General features: G+C 69.8%; 19 protein-coding genes and 1 pseudogene. 5 read left to right on the forward strand and 15 right to left on the reverse strand.

The genetic code is table 11. The features are described from left to right. Positions 1–762 precede the first annotated feature (762 nt). The 6 genes from BAY60_RS00005 to BAY60_RS00030 all read right to left on the reverse strand — a co-directional run bounded on the left by BAY60_RS00005 (position 763) and on the right by BAY60_RS00030 (position 7,165). Positions 763–1,656, reverse strand: coding sequence for a nucleoside hydrolase (locus BAY60_RS00005; protein WP_170160279.1), 894 nt, complete (start codon positions 1,654–1,656; stop codon positions 763–765). After that, entirely contained in the window at positions 1,653–2,849 is a 1,197-nt protein-coding gene (locus tag BAY60_RS00010) for an MAB_1171c family putative transporter (RefSeq protein WP_112278752.1), read from the reverse strand. The genes BAY60_RS00005 and BAY60_RS00010 overlap by 4 nt, the downstream gene beginning before the upstream one ends. Continuing rightward, entirely contained in the window at positions 2,849–3,346 is a 498-nt protein-coding gene (locus tag BAY60_RS00015; protein WP_146770950.1) for a hypothetical protein, read from the reverse strand. The genes BAY60_RS00010 and BAY60_RS00015 overlap by 1 nt, the downstream gene beginning before the upstream one ends. A 147-nt stretch (positions 3,347–3,493) precedes the next feature. Further along, positions 3,494–5,215, reverse strand: a complete 1,722-nt coding sequence (locus BAY60_RS00020) for a hypothetical protein (RefSeq protein ID WP_112278754.1) — start codon at positions 5,213–5,215, stop codon at positions 3,494–3,496. Then, positions 5,199–6,764 (reverse strand): relaxase/mobilization nuclease domain-containing protein, encoded by a 1,566-nt coding sequence (locus tag BAY60_RS00025; RefSeq protein ID WP_170160280.1) that lies wholly within the window; start codon positions 6,762–6,764, stop codon positions 5,199–5,201. Before BAY60_RS00025 ends, BAY60_RS00020 begins: the two co-directional genes overlap by 17 nt. Continuing rightward, on the reverse strand, positions 6,749–7,165 hold the full coding sequence (locus BAY60_RS00030) for a plasmid mobilization protein (RefSeq protein ID WP_146770951.1): 417 nt from the start codon (positions 7,163–7,165) through the stop codon (positions 6,749–6,751). The genes BAY60_RS00025 and BAY60_RS00030 overlap by 16 nt, the downstream gene beginning before the upstream one ends. Before the next feature lie 269 nt (positions 7,166–7,434). Here BAY60_RS00030 and BAY60_RS36670 point away from each other — a divergent pair, with 269 nt between their 5' ends. Further along, positions 7,435–7,686, forward strand: coding sequence for a hypothetical protein (locus tag BAY60_RS36670; protein ID WP_146770952.1), 252 nt, complete (start codon positions 7,435–7,437; stop codon positions 7,684–7,686). A 134-nt stretch (positions 7,687–7,820) separates the two neighbouring features. On the opposite strand, the gene BAY60_RS00035 is transcribed toward BAY60_RS36670, so the two are convergent. Together BAY60_RS00035 and BAY60_RS00040 are read right to left on the reverse strand one after the other, a co-directional pair. Beyond that, a complete protein-coding gene (locus BAY60_RS00035; RefSeq protein ID WP_112278875.1) occupies positions 7,821–8,603 on the reverse strand; it encodes an AAA family ATPase in 783 nt (260 codons plus the stop codon). Then, positions 8,597–9,616, reverse strand: coding sequence for a recombinase family protein (locus BAY60_RS00040; protein WP_112278757.1), 1,020 nt, complete (start codon positions 9,614–9,616; stop codon positions 8,597–8,599). Before BAY60_RS00040 ends, BAY60_RS00035 begins: the two co-directional genes overlap by 7 nt. Positions 9,617–9,725: 109 nt before the next feature. On the opposite strand from BAY60_RS00040, the gene BAY60_RS36945 reads away from it, so the two are divergent. Continuing rightward, positions 9,726–9,869: a hypothetical protein gene (locus BAY60_RS36945; RefSeq protein WP_170160281.1), complete on the forward strand. Its 144-nt coding sequence runs from the start codon at positions 9,726–9,728 to the stop codon at positions 9,867–9,869. A gap of 215 nt (positions 9,870–10,084) precedes the next feature. Here the strand turns inward: BAY60_RS36945 and BAY60_RS00045 are convergent, their stop codons facing one another. The 7 genes from BAY60_RS00045 to BAY60_RS00075 form a co-directional block, all read right to left on the reverse strand. Then, positions 10,085–10,237, reverse strand: coding sequence for a hypothetical protein (locus BAY60_RS00045; RefSeq protein ID WP_211330154.1), 153 nt, complete (start codon positions 10,235–10,237; stop codon positions 10,085–10,087). Beyond that, positions 10,234–11,358: a DODA-type extradiol aromatic ring-opening family dioxygenase gene (locus tag BAY60_RS00050; protein WP_112278758.1), complete on the reverse strand. Its 1,125-nt coding sequence runs from the start codon at positions 11,356–11,358 to the stop codon at positions 10,234–10,236. The genes BAY60_RS00045 and BAY60_RS00050 overlap by 4 nt, the downstream gene beginning before the upstream one ends. Before the next feature lie 268 nt (positions 11,359–11,626). Next, entirely contained in the window at positions 11,627–12,391 is a 765-nt protein-coding gene (locus tag BAY60_RS00055; RefSeq protein WP_112278759.1) for an SDR family NAD(P)-dependent oxidoreductase, read from the reverse strand. Positions 12,392–12,405: 14 nt separating this feature from the next. Beyond that, on the reverse strand, positions 12,406–12,924 hold the full coding sequence (locus BAY60_RS00060; protein ID WP_112278760.1) for an aromatic-ring-hydroxylating dioxygenase subunit beta: 519 nt from the start codon (positions 12,922–12,924) through the stop codon (positions 12,406–12,408). Beyond that, the gene (locus BAY60_RS00065) at positions 12,921–14,213 is read right to left on the reverse strand and encodes an aromatic ring-hydroxylating oxygenase subunit alpha (RefSeq protein WP_112278761.1); all 1,293 of its coding nucleotides are present in this window, start codon (positions 14,211–14,213) and stop codon (positions 12,921–12,923) included. The genes BAY60_RS00060 and BAY60_RS00065 overlap by 4 nt, the downstream gene beginning before the upstream one ends. Before the next feature lie 12 nt (positions 14,214–14,225). Continuing rightward, on the reverse strand, positions 14,226–15,056 hold the full coding sequence (locus BAY60_RS00070) for an alpha/beta fold hydrolase (protein ID WP_112278762.1): 831 nt from the start codon (positions 15,054–15,056) through the stop codon (positions 14,226–14,228). After that, on the reverse strand, positions 15,053–16,087 hold the full coding sequence (locus BAY60_RS00075; RefSeq protein WP_112278763.1) for an amidohydrolase family protein: 1,035 nt from the start codon (positions 16,085–16,087) through the stop codon (positions 15,053–15,055). Before BAY60_RS00075 ends, BAY60_RS00070 begins: the two co-directional genes overlap by 4 nt. Before the next feature lie 175 nt (positions 16,088–16,262). On the opposite strand from BAY60_RS00075, the gene BAY60_RS00080 reads away from it, so the two are divergent. The 3 genes and pseudogenes from BAY60_RS00080 to BAY60_RS36675 all read left to right on the forward strand — a co-directional run. Beyond that, a complete protein-coding gene (locus BAY60_RS00080; protein WP_112278764.1) occupies positions 16,263–16,967 on the forward strand; it encodes a FadR/GntR family transcriptional regulator in 705 nt (234 codons plus the stop codon). 245 nt (positions 16,968–17,212) lie between these two features. Next, entirely contained in the window at positions 17,213–17,617 is a 405-nt protein-coding gene (locus BAY60_RS00090) for a hypothetical protein (RefSeq protein ID WP_211787784.1), read from the forward strand. Then, positions 17,614–18,299 (forward strand): annotated as a pseudogene (locus BAY60_RS36675) (transposase); the annotation flags it as partial. The gene BAY60_RS00090 and the pseudogene BAY60_RS36675, both read left to right, overlap by 4 nt. Positions 18,300–18,378 lie beyond the last annotated feature (79 nt).

Raw genomic sequence — 18,378 nt, forward strand, 5'->3', positions numbered from 1 at the left:
TCGAACCCACGGACCACACGGGGTCAAAATTCGCGAAGCGTTGACAACCCCAGTGCTGGTTCTTCCATTAATAGTCTCACATTGTCCGGCTGTTGTCCCAGCAGATCGCGGCGCCCGCTGACTCGGGTACGTGTTCCCTGCTCAACCACGGTCCACCCCTCTCTTCACGAGCAGAAAAATCTGTCCAGTAAGTGACCAGCGACTGGCCTAGCGATTGTCCGGCTGGAGGTGCGATTCTCTTACCTGCGCAACCTGAATAGGCGCACTCCTGAGCCACCCGTCGGTCCGGGCGAGCATCAGGATTTCCGGGCTCGTCGTTGGCGCGGCGTCCCTGGGCCAAAGTGGCTGGGAATCTGTCCCTAGATTCCCAGCCACTCTCACCTGCACCACAGGGCGTGCCCCGTCCGAAGCACGGTTATGGCACAGCAGCGCACCCAAGCGTTGATCAAGCCCCGACCCGTCAGTGGATACCACCCAGCGCGACGACGCCGCCGCTCAGCGGGCGCGCTCACTGCGTTGCGAGCCGGTAGCCCCGCAGATGTGCTGGGGTTCGCCCCCGGGCGTTGGACGGCCTTGAGGTTGCGGAGTTGTTCCACACCGACCGAGAGCGTAAACGCACGTTTTCGCACCGACGACAGCCTTGTGAGTTCGTTGATGACCACGACCCGGCCTGGCCAACCGGCCCCGCCACCCACACGGGCTTGGCGGCAATGGCTATCCGCTCGTGCGTAAGCGGAGTCGATGGTGACAAAGAAAAGCCGGTCAGCAACTCAGGCCGTGGAGTAGCACCTGGAGCGCGGCCGTGGCATCGACCTCTGCCGCGACATGTACGCGGGTCCCGCAGCGCGGATCCGGGTGCAGCGAGGTGTGGCCGCGGTGCTCGTCGTCGGTGAGCTCAACAGTGACGTGGCCGCTGTGCCGGGTGGTGATGTCGGGGGCGAGCAGCACGGCCGCGGCGAGGGGGTCGTGCAGTGGTAGGGGTGGCCGTTGCTCGGCTGGCAGGGCGGCCAAGGCGTGGGCGTAGGGCCCCCAGGGCAGTGGGTCGTCGGCCAGGGCGCGCAGCCAGTCGGTGGTGGGCTGCACGTGGCGGGTGACGTCGAGGCCCACGAAGGTCAGGTCGGCAAAGCCGGCGGCCAGCACCTCGGCGGCGGCGTCGGGGTCGTGCCAGATGTTGCTTTCGGCGTGCGGGGTGATGTTGCCCTGGCAGTGGAAGGCTCCGCCCATGGCGATCACCGTGCCCACCAGCGTGGGCAGGTGCGGTTCCTGGCGGAGCGCGAGGGCAAGGTTGGTCAGCGGGCCGATCATAAGCAGCGACAGTGGCTCCCCGGATTCGTGGGCGAGCTGCACGATCCGCTCGGCCGCTGCGCCCGTCGCGGGGGTGGCCCGTTCGGCGGGGCCGAGGATCGCGGCGGCGGGGTCGTCGGGGTGGCGCAGGTGCAGCTCGCGTTGTAGCGGCCGGTCGGCACCGACCACGACCGGAACCTCGGTGTCGAGCAGCTCGAGCAGGCGCAGGCTGTTGCGGGCGGCAGCCTCGGCGGTGACGTTGCCGTGCACGGAGCCGATCGCGGCCACCTCGGGGTCAGGGTGGCGCAGCAGGAACGCCAGGGCGAGCGCGTCGTCGAGGCCGCCGTCGGTGTCGATGTAGACGCGTGTCACGGGGCGGTTCCTTCCGGGGTCTCGGGCGGGCGGCGTGGCAGGCGCGTGTACGCGGCCGCGACCTGTTCGAGCCAGGCGGTGTCAGTGTCCACGGCCAGCTGACCAGATGGCACGGCCAGTGACGCCGCGCCATCCCGGCCTGGACGACCGGTCTGTTTGGCCTCGATCGCGGCCTGGATCGCACGGGCCTCGGCGGCCGCGGTGCTCTTCCCCGGCTGGGGATGGTGGGTGCGGTAGCGGCTCAGCAGCAGCAGACCGTCCCGGATCTCGACGTAGCGGCGGGCCAGCCGCCACGTCAGCTCGCGAGGTTCGGCCAGCTCGGCAGCGGTGGCGCGGTCGCCGCGCGCCTCGGGCACCGCGGCGGTGACAGCCTGCCACAGCGGCTCCAGCCGCCGGTAGGTGCGCAGGATGCTGGTCCAGTGCGCGAGGTTCTCCAGCCGCGCAGAGGCCGCCCAGGCCAGGACCCCGGCCACCGCCAGCAGACCGACCAGGCCGGGCCCGCCGACCGCGACGGTGCAGCCGAGAGAGGAAAACGCACCGTGGCAGACCCCAGCGTCGTTGCCCGGCTGGTGCGTCGCCCCGGTGGCCAGCCGGTGCACCACGATGGCCAGCTTCGACGCCGCGTACAGCAGCCCGCCGACCCCCGCCACAGCCAGCAGCCGCAGCCCGGCCCGCAGGAACCGCGGCGCCGCGCGCGCGAAGGCCAGCGACAGGCGCACGTGGTCGGCCAGCGCCAGGCCCAGAAACAGCGCGTAGGCAGTGGTGTAGACGGCCAGCGACGGATCCAGCGCGTACAGACCATCGAAGCTGCCCGTCAACGGCACCGGGTGCGGCAACGCGAAGGTCACCACCAGCGTGCCGCACGCGGCCAGCAACAAGGCCAGGCGCCAGCGCAGCCGTGGCCACGCCTGCTCGGCGGGCCAGCGGGTGTAGGAATGCAGCGCGACCACAGCGTAGGCCGCGACCAGGGTCGAGACGTTGCCCAGCAGCTTGCCGCCATCGAGCACCCGCTGGTTGATCCACGCCTGGGTGGGCGTGGCCATCACCGCGAATGTCAGCGTCAGCGCGGCCAGCAGCGCGATGTAGGCGCGCGCGGCGGGGCGGTTCGGGCTCCGGCGTAGCCGCGCCACCCGCACCACCACCGCGACCGCGCCCGCCAACGCGACCACGTAGAACAGCGTCGCGGCGGCCATTACCCGAATGCCTCCGTCACCCGCCGGGCCAACTCACCCTCCGGCCGGGTCTGTCGGTCGCCCTGCCAGATGCGGGTCAACGCGAGGGTGGCCACCGTCTCGGCCATGAACTCGTCGTCGGCGCCGTCCGCGCGGCCCAGCAGGTGCTCAAACGCCTCCGGGTGCAGACTCGGCGCGATCCGGCTGGCGTCCGAGAACACGCACAGGCCCGCGTGTTCGAACAGCATGTGCGCCAGCTCGTGCAGCACCACCACGTCCTGGTGGTGCGTGGTGGTGTTGCCCGGGTAGCCGATCACGTCGCGGTCCTCCCGGCGCAACCACATCCCGGTGATCTCGCCGACCGGGCCGTCCAGCTCGATCAGATCGATCGGCCGCCCCCGGTGCCGCTCCAGCCGATCGACGAACTCGTCCAGGTCCCACGGCGCCGGGAACCCCACCTCACGGTCAAGCTTGTCGACCAGCTCCACGCAGCGTCGACGCAGTCGTGTTCTGTCCATCGAAGAATGTCCCTTCGCTGGCCAGCAGGCGCACGCCTGCTGGCCCCCCTCCAGCGTCGTAACAGATCACGTTCATACGGACGCAGCCCGTCACCGTTGGGTTCCTCGCGGCCCGGCTTCGGGTGCGATCACCAACGGCGCGGGCGTTCAGCGAGTGCGTTCGGGCGTGGCGAGCCGGTAGCGCCGCAGGTGCGCTGGGGTTCGCCCCTGGCGTTGGGACTGCGCCCGCTGGCTGGCCTTGAGGCTTTCGTTGAGGGTGCGCGGGTGGCTTTGCCCGGCCAGGCGTGCGGGCTCGGCCCCGTCGGCGTAGGCGCCGCGGCTGCTCGCGTCCTCGGCGACGGCCTCGTGGCCGGCGGCGGCGCCGTCATGTTCACTGGCGCGCTGCTCGTGGCCGTCGGCTGCAGCCTCCAGCGGCCCGCGCTGGTGGGCGGGCACGTCCGGCTCGCTGGCGCGGTCGCGATCCCGGTCGGCTGCCTCGCGCTCGGCGTGGGCCTGATCGTGCTCGGCGCGCGCGTGCGCGATGTCGGCGTGGCCCTCGTCTCTGTCGCGACCGTCTGTCTGCTGCCGGGTGTGGGCGGCGACGTAGCGCTCCAGCTGCTCGATTCCGGCCTCGGCTGCGGCCTTCTCGGGCAGCGATGTGGCCAGTTGTTTGACATGCCATTCGGCGAACGCGGCCGGGTCGCGCACGGGCTGGCCGTAGCGGTCGGTGCCGACCAGGTGGTCAGTGGGGATCATGCCGAGCAGGTCGCGCATGGCGTAGCCTCGCTGCTCGAGTTGGTGCAGTCGGTGCGCGAACGCGCCGAACGCCTCCCGTGTGACGACCTGTTCGGCGACCTCCTGCGGCCACACCTGGCGCACCGTGGCGGCCGTGCGGGCCAGCCGCTCGTGCTCGTTCTCTCCTCGCTCTGCCGTGCGCCCTCGCGGCGCCGGCGTGGGCGTGGTCTCTGGGGAGGTGACGGTGGTGTCACGCTGACGCTGGGCCGTCTGCTCGGTGGTGACGGGCGGGCTCGTGTCCGGCGGGGTGGCGGTGCGGTCCTGGTTGCGCTGGCGCACTTCGGCGACCCAGGCGTGCCAGGCTTCCGGCTCCAGCCGCTCGGGCCCGCCGCTTTCCAGCTCCGCGAGCGCGGCCGCGCTCTCGCTGCGCCGGTGCTCGGCCGTGTCGGGGCCCCACACCTGCCGCTGCAGCCATGCGTGCCGCCAGGCGCGGCGCTCCTCGGGGTCCAGCTCGCCGAGCTCGATCCAGGCCTGCCGGGTCTGCGTGTCCATCTCCCGCAGCACCGCCACCGGCAGGCCGCGCTCCAGATCTGCCAGCTGCGCCGAGGCCGCCACCCGCGTGTCCGGGTCGGCTTCCGGGCCCCACACCTGCCGCTCCAGCCACGCGTGCCGCTCGTGCTCAGGCACCACCTCATACACGCGCGGGTTCGCGGCCTGCTCCGGGGTGATCTCCACCGCGCGCTGCAGCAACGCCGCCAGAGCGGTGTAGTCCTCGGTCTCCCGGGCGACGTCGACCGCCGGATGCGTCTCGCCGTAGAGCGCGCCGAGCAGGGTGTCGAACTTCGCGCGGGCCTCCGCCGCGCGAGGGTCGACCGACTCCCACGCGCGCGCCGAGGCCCACGCCTCGGCGACCTCGGCCGGCCGGGTGGCCACCCACTCGCGGTCGTCGACGCGCCGCCACGACACCGCCGCCGTTTCCCGCTCGGCGGCCAGCTGCTGCTCCACCTCGCGGCGGCGCTGCTCGCTCTCGTGCTGCGCCCGCCGGGCCTTGTCGGCGCGCAGGTACTGCATCTGCACGGCAATGTTGAGCGCCACCGACAGGGCCGCGCTCATCGACTGGGTCAGGTGGCGTTCGGCCTCAGCGTTCTCGGTCACGGCCCGGCTCCTTCCCGGTGCTGCTGTGTCGGTCACGTTCGCCCAGCGACCGTTCGCCCAGCGGCCGCGGCGCCGGACGCGGACGGCCCGGTGCCTGCTCGTGGGCCTGCTCGGCAGCGGGCGTGGGCTCGGGTCGCGGGGTCTGCCGTACGTAGTCGAGCATCTCCCGTGCGGCCTGCGCGCTGCGTTCCGCCTCCACGGCGCGTCCGGCGGCGGCGTGGGCGTGCTGGATGGCCTGCGCCAGGCGCCCCATCTGAATGACCAGCGCGGCCGCCGCGTACGGGCCGCCGTGCGCGGCCAGCAGCGCGTCGGTGGCGGTGCGCACCACCCCGGCCAGGGCGTGCGCGACCGTTGGGCGGCGCACGGCCCGCACCCCGCGCTCGGGCTGCGCCGAGCGGGCCAGCGCGTCGGCGGCGCGGCGCAACTCGCCGCGCCGGTCGATGTCCACGCGCCCGGCCAGCGCGGCCAGCACCCCGGCCGCTTCGTGCGCCACCCCCGACCAGGTGGCGCTGTCGTGCGGGTCGACGCGGGCCAGCGCCGTGCGCACCTCGGTGGTCTTGTCCGCGGCCAGCTGCCACGCCTCGGCGCGCAACCGGGTCCGGCTCACCTGGGTGCCGGTGGGCAGCTGCCGCCACCCGGCCGGGCGCCACGCGCGCAGTGTGTCGGCGTCCCGCTCCGGCGAGGCCTGTGGCCACCGTTCGCGCAAACTGGTGAGGGTCAGATCGGCTGCGAGTTTGCCGCCGCCGTACCAGATCGGGCGCTCCCCCGCCGCGGGCGTGAGCGCGACCGCGTAGCCGGTCGCGTGGCGCTGCCCGCCCTGTTCCCAGCGGGGCCGGATCAGCAGCCCCGCCTGGCGCACGCGGTGCACGAACTCGGCCTCATCGCGGGCGGCGGTCGCGGCCGCGCGCACCGTGCGCGCCAACGTCTGCCGGGCCGGCTCGGCCCGCTGTTCCCGCTCCGCGCGGGCGATCTCGCCCCGCTTGAGCTCCGGAAGACCACCGCCCCGGCGGCGCGTCTTGCGCAGCCCCCAGCGGTCCTCAGCGGCATGGCGGATCTCCTCCCACACCGCGAAGTCCCGGTGCACCGAGACGGCCTCACCGCTTTCGCGATAGAGCACCGCGACGAAGTGAATGTGGTCGTTGCCCTCCTTGGACAACCCGTGCCGCATCGCCATCCACGGCACCGCGCTGCGCGTGTCCGTCTCAGTGAAGCCCAGCGCCTCCGCGGCCTCCTGCGCCACCTGCGCCCACTGCTCGTCGCTGAGCTCACCGTCCTCGACGTGCACGCTGACCGGCACGTGATACACGTGCTTGCCCGGTGTGATGTGGTGCAGCCGCAGCGGCGCCTCCATCTCCCGCGCCAGCAGACCACGCTCGAACGCATCAAAGACCGGCTCGCTCGCCGCGCGCACGAACGTCGGATCCCACGCCGCGACCACATGCGGCTCGGTGTGCTCGTTGGCCTCGCCCGGCCCCCACAGATACTCGACCAGCCCACGAGTGCGGGTGCCGCGCTCGGAGATGACCTTCGCGATCACGGCAGCATCCACGCCTTCAACCCGGCCAAAAACTCATCCAGCCGCGGCAACGTCCGCTCGATCCGGGCGGCGTGATGCCACGCCTCCGACGGCGCCTCCCCCGTCGCGTTCGCCACCTTCGCCAGCTGATTCAGATTCGTGCCCGCGCCCCGCAAAATGCGCTTCAGCGCATACAGCTCCGCCACCAGCGCCCGCATCTGCGCCGGACTCACCGCCGCCCCCCGCTGCGGCGCCACCACATCCTCCTGCCCCCGCATCGCCAGATACGCCGGCACCGTCAACCCCAACGCCGCCGCCCGACCACCGATCAACTCCAACTCACGGTCACTGAGCCGAACCCGCACCCGATGCGGCCGCGGCACACCGTCGCGGCGACGCCGACGCCCCCGCCCCGGATCACCCACACCGGCCATCGTCTTCTCCCCCTTCTTCCGACAGCGCAGCGACACACCCAGTGTGACCCCGCCACACCACCCGTGGCCAGTCCTCGGCAGCCGTAAGGCTGCCTTATCTACTATCTTGCTGCGGCTGCTGCGGCTGCTGCGGCTGCTGCGGCTGCGCTGCGGCTGCGCTGCGGCTGCGCTGCGGCTGCGGCCGTAGAGGGCTTCTGGCTGCGGCCGCAGAGGGCTTCTGGCTCTGCGGCCGTAGAGGGCTTCTGGAGATGTGTGCGGACGGCTGGATCATGCCCATCTTCGACGGGCTTGACGAACTCGATCCGAACAGTGCGGATCTCGTCCTCGCCAGAACCTTGATTGGGGCGTTGAACCTTGCTGCACGGCCTGGAACATGGCCGTTCGTTGTGACCTGCCGGGCCGAGCTGTACCACCAACTAGTCAACGTCGGCGTGGAACTTCAGGACACCACCGTGATCAGGGTGAAGCCCTCTGTGTCAAGATCAAGTGAGGCAAGATTAGATCTTGAAACATTGTCCTGAGGGCGAGCGAGGAGTCCGACCCCCACGTGAGTTCGACCAACGAGCAGGTGCCTGATCCGGAGGTTCCGGCGAAGGCGCGGTCGCGGAGGTATTCCGCGTCCACCACTGATCGCCCGGCCCCCGCACCACCGCGGTCAGGGCTCGTCGTCGGCGAGTAGATGACGCAGGAACCGATCCGGCGCGGCCAGGAACTCGCGGGTCAGACGCACCGGCAACGCCTGGTCGTAGTCCACCGGCTCGATCGCGCCGTCCTCGCCGATCTCGTAGATCGTCGCGTGCGGGAGGGCGAGCAGGATCGGTGAGTGCGTGGCCACCACGATCTGGCAACCCTGCCGGGCCAGTTCGGCCAGCCGCGCCAGCACGGCCATGCAGCCGCGCACCGACAACGCCGCCTCCGGCTCGTCCAGCAGGAACAGCCCGCCCGGCCCGAACCGATGCGTCACCAAGTCCACAAAGGACTCACCGTGCGAACGTTCGTGCGGGGAGATGCCACCGTAGGCGGGCAGCAGTGGCGGCCCCGGCTCCTGGTCGAGGCGTTCGATCTCGGAGGCCACGTTGTAGTAGGACTCCGCGCGCAGGAAGAATCCGGTGCGCGGCTTGGCCGTGCCCCACGTCAGCACCAACTGGTCGCCGAGGGAGGACTCGCTGGCGCGGGTGGCGAACCGGAAGTTCTGGGATCCGCCTTCGGGGTTGAACCCGGCCGCGACCGCCAGCGCCTCGATCAGGGTGGATTTGCCGGTGCCGTTCTCGCCGACCAGGAACGTCACCCCGGCCGGCAACTCCAGGCCCTCCTCGCTGTCGGCGAGCCAGGCCACCACGGGCAGCGTGAACGGATACCGGCCGGTGCTTGCCTCGGCAGGCAGCCGCACCCGGCGCACGAACCGGGCCGGCGCCACGCTGGTGCGGGCGGTCACCATGGGCTCCTCGCCGACACCGGTGTCGGATGAGCCCCGCACACCAGACCCCGCTTGTGGTCCTCGTGCCAGCCGTGCTCGACCAGCCACACCCGCACCGGTTCCACAGGCGGCGCGGTCTGGCCGGCCAGCTCGCCCGCGAGCAGCGGGCCATCCCCACAGACCGGGCACTCCAGCACGGTGACGTGCTCGTGCGGCTGGCAGGCCGCGCAGTGGTGGCGTTCGATCACCGTGTCGGGCTGCTGCGGGTCGGGGTAGAGCCAGGTGATCGCCAAGTCCTGCCGCTGCTGCCAGCGATCCCGCGCACTGCGGCCAGCATCGGCGCCGCAGCTCGGGCACCGCCCGTTCGCCGCATCCACCGAACCCGACCGATCGGCCCGGTCTGGTGGCGCACTCGACGTCGGTTTGGCCTCGGCCGCCGGAGTGCGCGGCCGCGCCGCCTTCGGGCGGGCGCCGACAGTGGCCTTGTCCAGATGCCCGTACACGGTGGAACGGGGCACGCCGAACAACGCCGCGATCTCGGCGACAGTGTGCTCGCCCTCGTCGTAAAGCCGTTGGGCCTGGCCGACCTGCGCGGCGGTGAGTTTCGGGCGCCGGCCGCCGGTGCGGCCGCGGGCTCGCGCCGACGCCAGGCCGTCGCGGGTGTTGGCCGCGATCAGTTCCCGCTGGAACTCCGCCAGCACCGACAGCATCCCGAACATCGCCCGTCCCTCGGCCGTCGCGGTGTCGATGCCCTGCTCGATCACCTTCAACCCGACCTCGCGCTCGCGCAGCTCCGCGCCCAAGGTGACCAGATGCAGCATCGACCGGCCGAGCCGGTCCAGCCGAGTGACCACGAGCGAGTCCCCGGCACGCAGCATCTTGAGCACCAGGTCCAGCTTCGGCCGCGACGCCTTCGCCCCGGACGCGGTGTCAAGGTAGATGTGCTCCCGCTGCACTCCGGCTCGGCTGAGCGCGTCGATCTGGTGCGCCGGGTTCTGCTCGGCGGTCGACACCCGCCCGTAGCCGATCAGCATGTGTCGACAATACCCGCCGGACAGGTTTGCCGACATAGATATTCGACACGAGTTATCGACAGATGCCACCTGCGGATTCCGCTGGTCACCGCGAACCGTCGATAAACGAGTGGTCTGTTACAACCCCAAGGCCGCCAGCCAGGACGCCGCCGTCCGCGAGCACCTCGTCGCCCATCTCACCGAACTGATCGACGGCTCCGATGCCTGGTCCAAGACCCGCCGCGACGAGCTGGCCGGATCGCCCTTCTCATAGCCCACATGCTGTGCCAATTCGGCGTCCAGTGCCCGGGTGAGCACACGTTAGTGGTGTCCTCACTCATGATCGTGATCCTCTCCGGTGGCGGCGCCTGCCGGCGCTGCCACCCCCGTCAGACCACGAGATCAACACCCGACAGCGGTCATCTTCCACCGCATCGCCTTGGCCTCCCTGGTCAGATCGTCCGCCGGTGGCCGCGGCGGCGCGGCTCGTCATCCGGCGCGGACCGCGTAGGCAGCATCGACGTCGCTGCTGCCGATCAGGTCGCGCACCGGTTGACAGGGCGTCGCGGTGCGCGCGGCGTGGTCGAGCCGCTCCGTGGCTTGCCGGATCGCTTCCCGACTCTCGATCGTTCGGGCGGTCATGCCGACACCGCCGCCGTGGTATTCCTCGCCGTGGGAGGGCGTGCGCCGTCGGCCGAGGCCGGGTTGAACAGCGCGAAGCACTTGTTGGAGTTGAACACGTCCGTGGTCACCATCGTCGACCAGTTCAGCGACGCACCGAGCTCCTCCATCGCGCCGAGCAGGCAGAACCAGTTCAGCATCTCGTGCTGGCCGGCATCGACAATCTCCGCGGTGGTCGTGCGCCGCCACCGCTCATAGTCCCCGGCGACGAAGGCGTCGTAAAGCGCCATGTCCGCCGTGGTGTCGGGCCGGATGTGCCAGAGCTTGTCGGTGAGGAAGGCGTGCGACCAGCTCGACGACGCGATGAACACGTAGCGGCGGTCGTCGGCGGCCAGCGCTCGCGCCACCCCGCGCCCGAGTTCCATGCACCGAGCGGGTGAAGGGCCCACCGGGTCGGTCTCGTCCTGCCAGATTTCGGCAAATTTCGCCAGTCCACCGCGGCGGGCGATCACGTGCTGGCCGTAGCAGTTCACCGTGATCGGGATGAACGGGTAGGTCAGTTCCCGCCCGGCGTGATGGTAGTCGAGGAACAATTGCGTGTTCGCGATGGAGTGCGGGAAACGCGCACCTTCGCGCTTGCGGTAGGAGTAGGCCACGTCGAAGCCGTCGGCGATCAGCCGGTCGGCCAACGTGCGCGACCACGAACGGTTACCGTGCAGCGTGAACGACATTTCGTCCGGCAAGCCCCAGACGTTGGACATGCCGAGATCGTTCAACACTTCGAACGGGTGGACGTTGAGGTCATCGTAGGCCAGTACGCAGAACGGCGGCACGACCTCCTCGCGGAAGTTCTCGTACTGGTCGTCGCCCCACACGACGATGGCATCGGGGGCGAACTCGTCGAGGGCCTGCCGGCAGCGATCGAGGTGTTTCACTAGTTCCGCCCGGTGGACCGCCGCTGCGGCACGTCCTTCGTCGTCGCCCCATTCGGCTTGCATCGCGGCCGGCCACCGCGTCGGGTCCTTCTCCTCTGGCGGGATGTCGGGGTCGCGCAGTGTGCCGCGCAGCAGGCCCGCCATGGTCTCGTCGCAGCCGGCCAGCGGCGGGTAGTGGGTCATGCCCATTCCGAGAATCTCGGCCATCGTTATCTTCCCTAAGGTTGATCTTGTCTGGGGTTGGATGCCCTGGATGCCCAGGGCGATGGGGTGTGGCTGATCGTTGTCTGCCGTATGGTGGCTCGGAAGGAATGGCCGCCCCGTCGTTCTGGACGCCCTGGCCGCTGATTCAGATCTGCTGCGGGGTCGAGGCCATCCTCCCCTCCCGCCACCCAAACCCACGGGATCAACGCGCCGACTTTTTCAGGGCGAAGTAGTTAGGGTCGGGCGACGTCGTTGCTGTCGAGCCGGGCTGTCACTGCATGCTGCTTCCGCCGTTGACTCCGAGGACCTGGCCGGTGATGAAACGCGAGTCCTCACGGGCGAGGTAGGCGACCGCCGCGGCGACCTCGTCGACCTCCGCCGGCCGGTTCATCGGGATCCAGGCCACGGCGTCGTCGAGGACCTTCCGAAGCCGAGCGGGAGCAGTGCCGGCGGCCAGCGCGGCGTCGAGAGCGTCGGTACGGACGTAGGACGGAGCGACCACGTTGACGGTGATGCCGTCGGTCGCGAACTCGCGCGCCAGCCCGCGGGCCAGGGCGTGGACCCCGCCCTTGGCCGCGTTGTAGATCGCGTGGTCGGTCAGGCCATTACGCACCGACTCCGCGCCGATGTTCACGATCCGCCCATATCCGCGACGACGCATCGCCGGCAGGAACGCCAGACAACAGCGCAGCGTCGTCCACAGGTTGTTGTTGATCGTGGCCTGCAAAGTCTCCTCGGTGTGCTCCAGCGTCGGAAGGATGACGCCACCGCCAGCATTGTTGACCAGCACGTCGACAGCGCCGAAGGCGTCGTTCGCGGTAGCGTGCAGGTCCTCGGCGGCCCCCGGCTGGGCAAGGTCGCCGACGAAGCCGGCGGCAGGGGGACCAAGGGCCACGACCGCCTCGTCGACCTCGGCCTTATCGAGACCGGCTACGACCACGCTCGCGCCGTCGGCGGCGAGCCGGGTACTGATTGCCCGGCCGATGCCGGTCGCCCCACCGGTCACCACCGCGACGCGGCCCTCGAGTGCTCCCATCCCGGACTCCGGCATCACAGGATGATCGCGACGTCGTTGGCCGGGCGGAGGCTAGTCATGTCCAGCATCACCCGCTTCGAGCGGATGCGCAGCTGCCCGTCGCGCTGCACCAGCCGGTACTCGTAGCTCCCGACGAAGCTCACGTCCTTGCCGTTGCGCGCCCGATAGACCACAAAGTTCGCCCGCACCGGGAACTCGGGATCGTCCGACGAGCCGTCGACGGCGCCGACCCGGACGTTGCTCACCAGGTGCCTGAGGTTCGAGTGCGGGTACTCCCGGTGGGCCTTGCGGCTGTTGAGCCGCTCCACCCGCGCCGTCATCCGCAGCCGGTCATCGTCGATCAGCACGAGGTCCGCGGCAGGGTCGCCGTCATGGGTGTCGGTAGCGGGGATGACGTAGTGGGCGTCCTCGGTGTAGAGGGTCAGCCAGGTGTCGAGGTCCCAGTTGTCGAGCAACTCCGCCTCGAGGAAAAGCAGGTCCTCGACCTCGGCGCGGGTCACCGTGCCCGTGACTTCCTGCGGCGGGGCGCTCACGGCATGCTCCGGAGATCGTCGCGATCCATATCGTCACGCCAGCGTCGCCAGAACGCCCGCATCTGAGCCTCGTCGTTGGCCGCAGGCGGCCGCGCCATACCCCGGGAGATGTCGTTCCACTCGACGCCGCCGCTGGCGAAACCCTGCTGGCAGGACTCCAGCGCCTCGACGTCGTCGGGTGTGGCGAACCCACCCGGCCCGAGGAAGGTCAGAAAGCTGTCCAACCGGCGTTGCCGCACGTCCGGCTCCTCGTTTCTTGGCGCGAGCTCCCAGGCCGTGACGATCATCCGATCGACCGCGACCGGCATGAAGGTGCGCACGGTGACGGCCTGGATGTCGTTGATGATCAGGTTCGGGTAGACGAGCAGGTTCCGGTTGTGCTCACACATCCACCGCGCCCGGGCCTCGCCGAACCGTTCGGTCAGCTCGGCGCGCAGCCGGTCGATCTCGACCCGGGCGGCATCGCCGAAGAGAGGCTCCCACTTCGCGATGGGCCGCCCCCATGGCGCGCGGTAGTCGATGACCGCGTGACCGTTACCGAGCGACCGCCCCACTCCGTCCACCCCGCCGGACACGTCGGTGCCGAGGGCCACCAGGTACTTGAAGTAGGTGTCGTGAGTGGACACCGCGTGGTAGCCGTCGATCGAGTTCTCGACCAGCAGCTTCCAGTTGGCATCGATGCCGTACTCGTTGGTGCCGCGGAGGATCTCCATGCCCGCCGGTGCGGCATCGACGACGAGGTCGAGGTAGTCCTTCGCGTCGGCGAGGTAGGTCTCGAGCTCGACGACGTCCGGGTCGTAGCAGCAGAACACGAACCCGCGATAGGACGCAACCCGCGCGACCCGCTTGAGGCCCAGGCCTTCCCAGTCGAGGTTGCCGTAGGCCTCCCGGTCGGGCACTCCGGAGAGCTTGCCCTCGGAGTCGAAGGTCCAGGCGTGGTAGAAGCACTGGAACACCTTCGCGTTTCCCTGGTCCCGGCGGCACACCACCGCACCGCGATGGGTGCAGGAGTTGTGGAAGACGTTGACCTGATTGCTCTTGGCGCCGCGCACCATGAACAGCGGCCGTCCGCCGACCTGGCGCCGTACGTAGTCGCCCGGGTTCTCGATCTCCGACTCGTGCCCGACGTACAGCCAATTGTGGTCGAAGATTCTCCGCTGTTCCTCGGTGAGCACGGCGGGCGAGGTCATTGCGTCGCGGTGTACCCGAAACCGTTCGGGCTCCTCGGCCACCAGCCGTGATCCGGTGCCGGTGATCAACCCGCTGGGCGGGTCGTTTAGCAGTGTCATGTGATCACTTCCCTACGCGGCGAGGTAATCCCCGACCACGGTGTTGAACTCGTCAGCGCGTTCGATCTGGGTCCAGTGCCCGCATCGGGCGAACACGTGCAGGTCGGCGTTCGGCAGCAGGTCGACCATGGTCCAGGAGATCTCGGCTGGGATCACCCGGTCCTCGCGGCCGTGCACCAGCAGCGCAGGCGGGGTAGTGGCTCGGACCTGCTCCTCGGTGATTCCCAGCTGCCCACCAGCGTGGCGTGGATCGTTGAACATCGCGGTATAGGCCTCGTGCGCGCCGGGGGCGACGCTGGCCTCGTAGCGGTCGCGCACCAGATCCTCGGTAATCAGATCGGGATCGACCGCGAACCATGACTTGAGCAGAGTGCGCATGTTGTCGTGCGATGGCTCGTACGCCCGCACCGCCTTGAGCCCCTCGGTGGCCGTCATGCCGACGCCGGGCGAGCCCATGAGGACCATCCGCGCGATCCGCTCGGGGCGATCGGCGGCCATCTCCAGGCCGATCCGCCCGCCCAGGGAATTCCCGATCACCGAGAACCGCTCCAGGCCCATCGCGTCGGCGAAGCCCCAGACGTGGTTGGTCCAGGTCCGCAGCGAGTAGCAGACATCCGCGGGCCGCTCGGTGTGCCCGAACCCGACGATGTCGGCAGCCAATACCCGAAACCGCTCGGCCAGCACCGGCAGGGTCAGCCGCCAGTTCGCCCACGCCGACACGCCCGGTCCCGACCCGTGGAGCAGGAGCACCGGATCGCCGGTGCCCGCGTCGTGATAATGGGTGCGGACTCCGCGCACGTCAACGTACTTGCTGACGCCGACCTCGGACGCAGTGGTCGTCATTGTGACTCCAGTTCTGTGGCGGGAGTAAGGGTCATCAGGGCTTCACCGTTCACGACACCGATCAACGCCTTGAGGTCCGGATGGAGGCCACGCAGCACCGCGCCCACCGGCACCTCACGGGCGGCGAAGGGGTAGTCGGTACCGAGCACCACGTGGTCCTCGCCCACCCGGTCGAGGACCAGGCGCAGGCTGGTGGTGTCGTACGTCAGCGAGTCACACCACAGGACTCCGGCACGCTCCAGGACGGTATCGGCGTCGGCGGCCGGTCTGCGGCCCGGCGCCGCGATGGCCTGGCCCTTCGCGACCCTCGGCAGGATCATGGGCAGCGCTCCACCGCCGTGGGCCAAGCAGACCCGCACGTTCGGGCGATCGACCAGGGTCCCGGCCGTCAGTAGCCCCGCGCCCGCGACAGCGGTCTCACCGGGCATACCGACGCCGAACGCAAGGCCGGCCGCGGCCAGCCGTGGGTCAAGGTGTTCGTCCACGGGGTGGACGAACACCACCGCGCCGAGCTCGTCGGCAGCGTCGAAGAACGGGCCGAACGCCGGGTCGGACAGCTCAAGAGCCCCCACCCGGGCGCCGACTTCGACACCGACAAACCCCAGATCCTGGACACAACGGCGAAGCTCGGCGACCGCCGCGTCCACCTCCTGTAAGGGCACGGCGCCCAGCGCGCGGAACCGATCCGGTGCCTCGCCCACCAGCGCGGCGAAGAACGTGTTCTGGGCACGCGCGAACTCCACCACCCCGGCGGGAGGGGCGTCGTGGCACAGCGTCACCGGCATCGGGGAGACGACCTGGACCGCCACCCCCTCGGCATCCATGTCGGCGATCCGCCGGGTCGCCGACCAGCACCGATCGTCGACCTCGCGATAGCGACGGCGACCGACCCACATCGTCGCGTGGGTGTCATCGAGCCGCTCCATCACAGGCCACGCGTAGTCCCCGCCGTCCCGATCCGGAGCTCCCAGATCGGGCGCGACGACATGGGTGTGCCAGTCGACGACACCGGAACCAACACTGCCACCCATGCGCCGTACCTTCCGCGTCGATGCGGCCAACCTGCTGCAAAGCTATAAAATCCTCACGAAGGTTTCAAGGGGATTTCGCGGGTCGATCAGCGTACATCGCACGCTTGATGACAGATCAGGAGTTATACTTTACCAAGTTTTCCCAAGTTTCGGCCAGCTGCTACAAGGGGACGCGATGACAGACACCTCGCTCGGCCCTCCGGCGCACGGATCCCGCGCCGAGCGCATCGCCGAGGCGATACAGGAGGAGGTCGCCGAGCACGGCCTCGAGGCCGGCGCCAGGCTCGGCCTGCGCACCGAGCTCATCGCCCGCCACGGCGCGAGCCCGTCGGCGATGGACGAGGCGCTGCGGCTGCTGCGGGACCGGGGCTTGATCAGCGTGCGTCCCGGCCCCTCCGGTGGAGTGTTCGTCACTCACGCACCGGCCCAGCTCCGAATCGGTGTCATCGACGTCTGGTTCTCGACCGCTGTCAAGGATCCCCGGGACCTTTTCGCCGCGCGCACCTTCTTCGACGACGCGTTCGCCGCGCTCGCCGTCCACCGTGCCACACCCGAGGACGCGCGGGCCATGTCCTGGGCCCTCGAGGACATGCGGCGCCACCGCCACGACCCGCGCGGCTACCTCGACGCCAACATGCGCCTGCACCAGGCCATCGCCCGGGCCAGCGGCGTCACCGTGGCTGTCGGACTTTACGAGACCGTCGTCGCCCTGCTCCGAAACGGAATTATCCGGGCGGCGTTCGTCGAGCCGGCGGAGTCCCGGGTCTCGCACTCGCTTGATGTGCACGAGGGCATGATCAGAGCAATCAGCGACGGTGACGCAGAAGCGATGAGCAAGCTGATCACCCTCCACCGAGGCGACCTACACCGCCTCGACTAGCTACTTCGACCTGAAAAGGGGCAGAGATTCACCGCGCTGGTCGGCATCCCGCGCCGCAGCTACACCCGTTGGATTGCCAAGGCGCGGGCCGGGAACCCGCCGAAGGGACCCTGGCCGGCGCCGGTGGTGGAGGCGATCGAGCCGGTGGTGGAGAAGTACGCCCAGCCCTCTGTGTCAAGATCAAGTGAGGCAAGATTAGATCTTGAAACATTGTCCTGAGGGCGAGCGAGGAGTCCGACCCCCACGTGAGTTCGACCAACGAGCAGGTGCCTGATCCGGAGGTTCCGGCGAAGGCGCGGTCGCGGAGGTATTCCGCGTCTTATAAGGCGAAGATCCTGGCCGAGTACGAGGAGCTGGACAAGGCGGGCAAGGGTGCCCTGTTGCGGCGGGAGGGCCTGTATACGTCGTTGATCTCGGGGTGGCGGCTGCAGCGGGATCAGGGCGCGTTGGCGGCGCTGGCCAAGCCGGCCGGTCGGCCGGCGGCCGATCCGCGGGATCGGGAGAACGCGAAGCTCCGCCGGGAGAACGAGCGCCTGGCCGCGGAGCTGGAGAAGGCTCGGAAGGTGATCGAGGTGCAGGGAAAGCTCTCCGCGCTGTTGGGGCAGCTCGCGACCGACAGCCCGAGCAGCGGGAGCGAGCCCACGTCATGATCGACGACGCGATCGCCGAACTCGAGCCTCTGGTCGGTACCCGCAAGGCCTGCACGGCGGCCGGGCGGCCGCAGGCCAGCCATTACCGCCGCCACCGCAAGAGCCCTGCGCCCGACCGGCCGAAACGCCAGCGCAAGCCGCAGCCGCGGGCGCTGCCGCCGGCGGAGCGGGCCGAGGTGCGGGCGGTGCTCAACAGTCCCCAGTACGTGGACAAGGCCCCGGCCACGGTGTACCACGCGCTGCTCGATGAGGGCACCTACCTGGCCTCGGTGTCGACCATGTACCGCGTGCTGCGCGAGCACGATGAGGTGCACGAACGGCGCCGCCAGGCCACCCACCCCGCGCGCGTCAAGCCCGAACTCGTGGCCACAAAGCCGAATACCTGCTGGTCATGGGACATCACCAAGCTGCACGGGCCAGCGAAGTGGACCTACTACTACCTCTACGTGATCATGGAATCTTCAGCCGGTACGTGGTCGGGTGGCTGATCGCCGAGGGCGAGTCGGCGGCGCTGGCGGAGAAGCTGTTGGCTGACACCATCGCCAAGCAGGGTATCGACCCCGACACGCTGACCGTCCACGCCGACAACGGCTCCTCGATGGCGTCCAAGCCGGTGGCGTTCCTGCTTGCCGACCTCGGCGTCACCAAGACCCACTCCCGGCCGCACACCAGCAACGACAACCTGAATCGCCCCGGTAAGTCCGGAGACTCTGTTCTTTGGGAAGGATGGAGTCATGTCAGGGAGTACGTCGAAGGGGACT

The organism is Prauserella muralis (assembly GCF_003202285.1).
Classification (GTDB): domain Bacteria; phylum Actinomycetota; class Actinomycetes; order Mycobacteriales; family Pseudonocardiaceae; genus Prauserella_B; species Prauserella_B muralis.

Excerpts from the sequence above, each read along its gene's own strand:
- BAY60_RS00010 (WP_112278752.1), bottom strand. The coding sequence starts at position 2,849 with ATGGCCGCCGCGACGCTGTTCTACGTGGTCGCGTTGGCGGGCGCGGTC.
- BAY60_RS00015 (WP_146770950.1), bottom strand. The coding sequence starts at position 3,346 with ATGGACAGAACACGACTGCGTCGACGCTGCGTGGAGCTGGTCGACAAG.
- BAY60_RS00030 (WP_146770951.1), bottom strand. The coding sequence starts at position 7,165 with ATGGCCGGTGTGGGTGATCCGGGGCGGGGGCGTCGGCGTCGCCGCGAC.
- BAY60_RS36670 (WP_146770952.1), top strand. The coding sequence starts at position 7,435 with ATGCCCATCTTCGACGGGCTTGACGAACTCGATCCGAACAGTGCGGAT.
- BAY60_RS00035 (WP_112278875.1), bottom strand. The coding sequence starts at position 8,603 with ATGGTGACCGCCCGCACCAGCGTGGCGCCGGCCCGGTTCGTGCGCCGG.
- BAY60_RS00040 (WP_112278757.1), bottom strand. The coding sequence starts at position 9,616 with ATGCTGATCGGCTACGGGCGGGTGTCGACCGCCGAGCAGAACCCGGCG.
- BAY60_RS00045 (WP_211330154.1), bottom strand. The coding sequence starts at position 10,237 with ATGACCGCCCGAACGATCGAGAGTCGGGAAGCGATCCGGCAAGCCACG.
- BAY60_RS00050 (WP_112278758.1), bottom strand. The coding sequence starts at position 11,358 with ATGGCCGAGATTCTCGGAATGGGCATGACCCACTACCCGCCGCTGGCC.
- BAY60_RS00055 (WP_112278759.1), bottom strand. The coding sequence starts at position 12,391 with ATGGGAGCACTCGAGGGCCGCGTCGCGGTGGTGACCGGTGGGGCGACC.
- BAY60_RS00065 (WP_112278761.1), bottom strand. The coding sequence starts at position 14,213 with ATGACACTGCTAAACGACCCGCCCAGCGGGTTGATCACCGGCACCGGA.
- BAY60_RS00070 (WP_112278762.1), bottom strand. The coding sequence starts at position 15,056 with ATGACGACCACTGCGTCCGAGGTCGGCGTCAGCAAGTACGTTGACGTG.
- BAY60_RS00075 (WP_112278763.1), bottom strand. The coding sequence starts at position 16,087 with ATGGGTGGCAGTGTTGGTTCCGGTGTCGTCGACTGGCACACCCATGTC.
- BAY60_RS00080 (WP_112278764.1), top strand. The coding sequence starts at position 16,263 with ATGACAGACACCTCGCTCGGCCCTCCGGCGCACGGATCCCGCGCCGAG.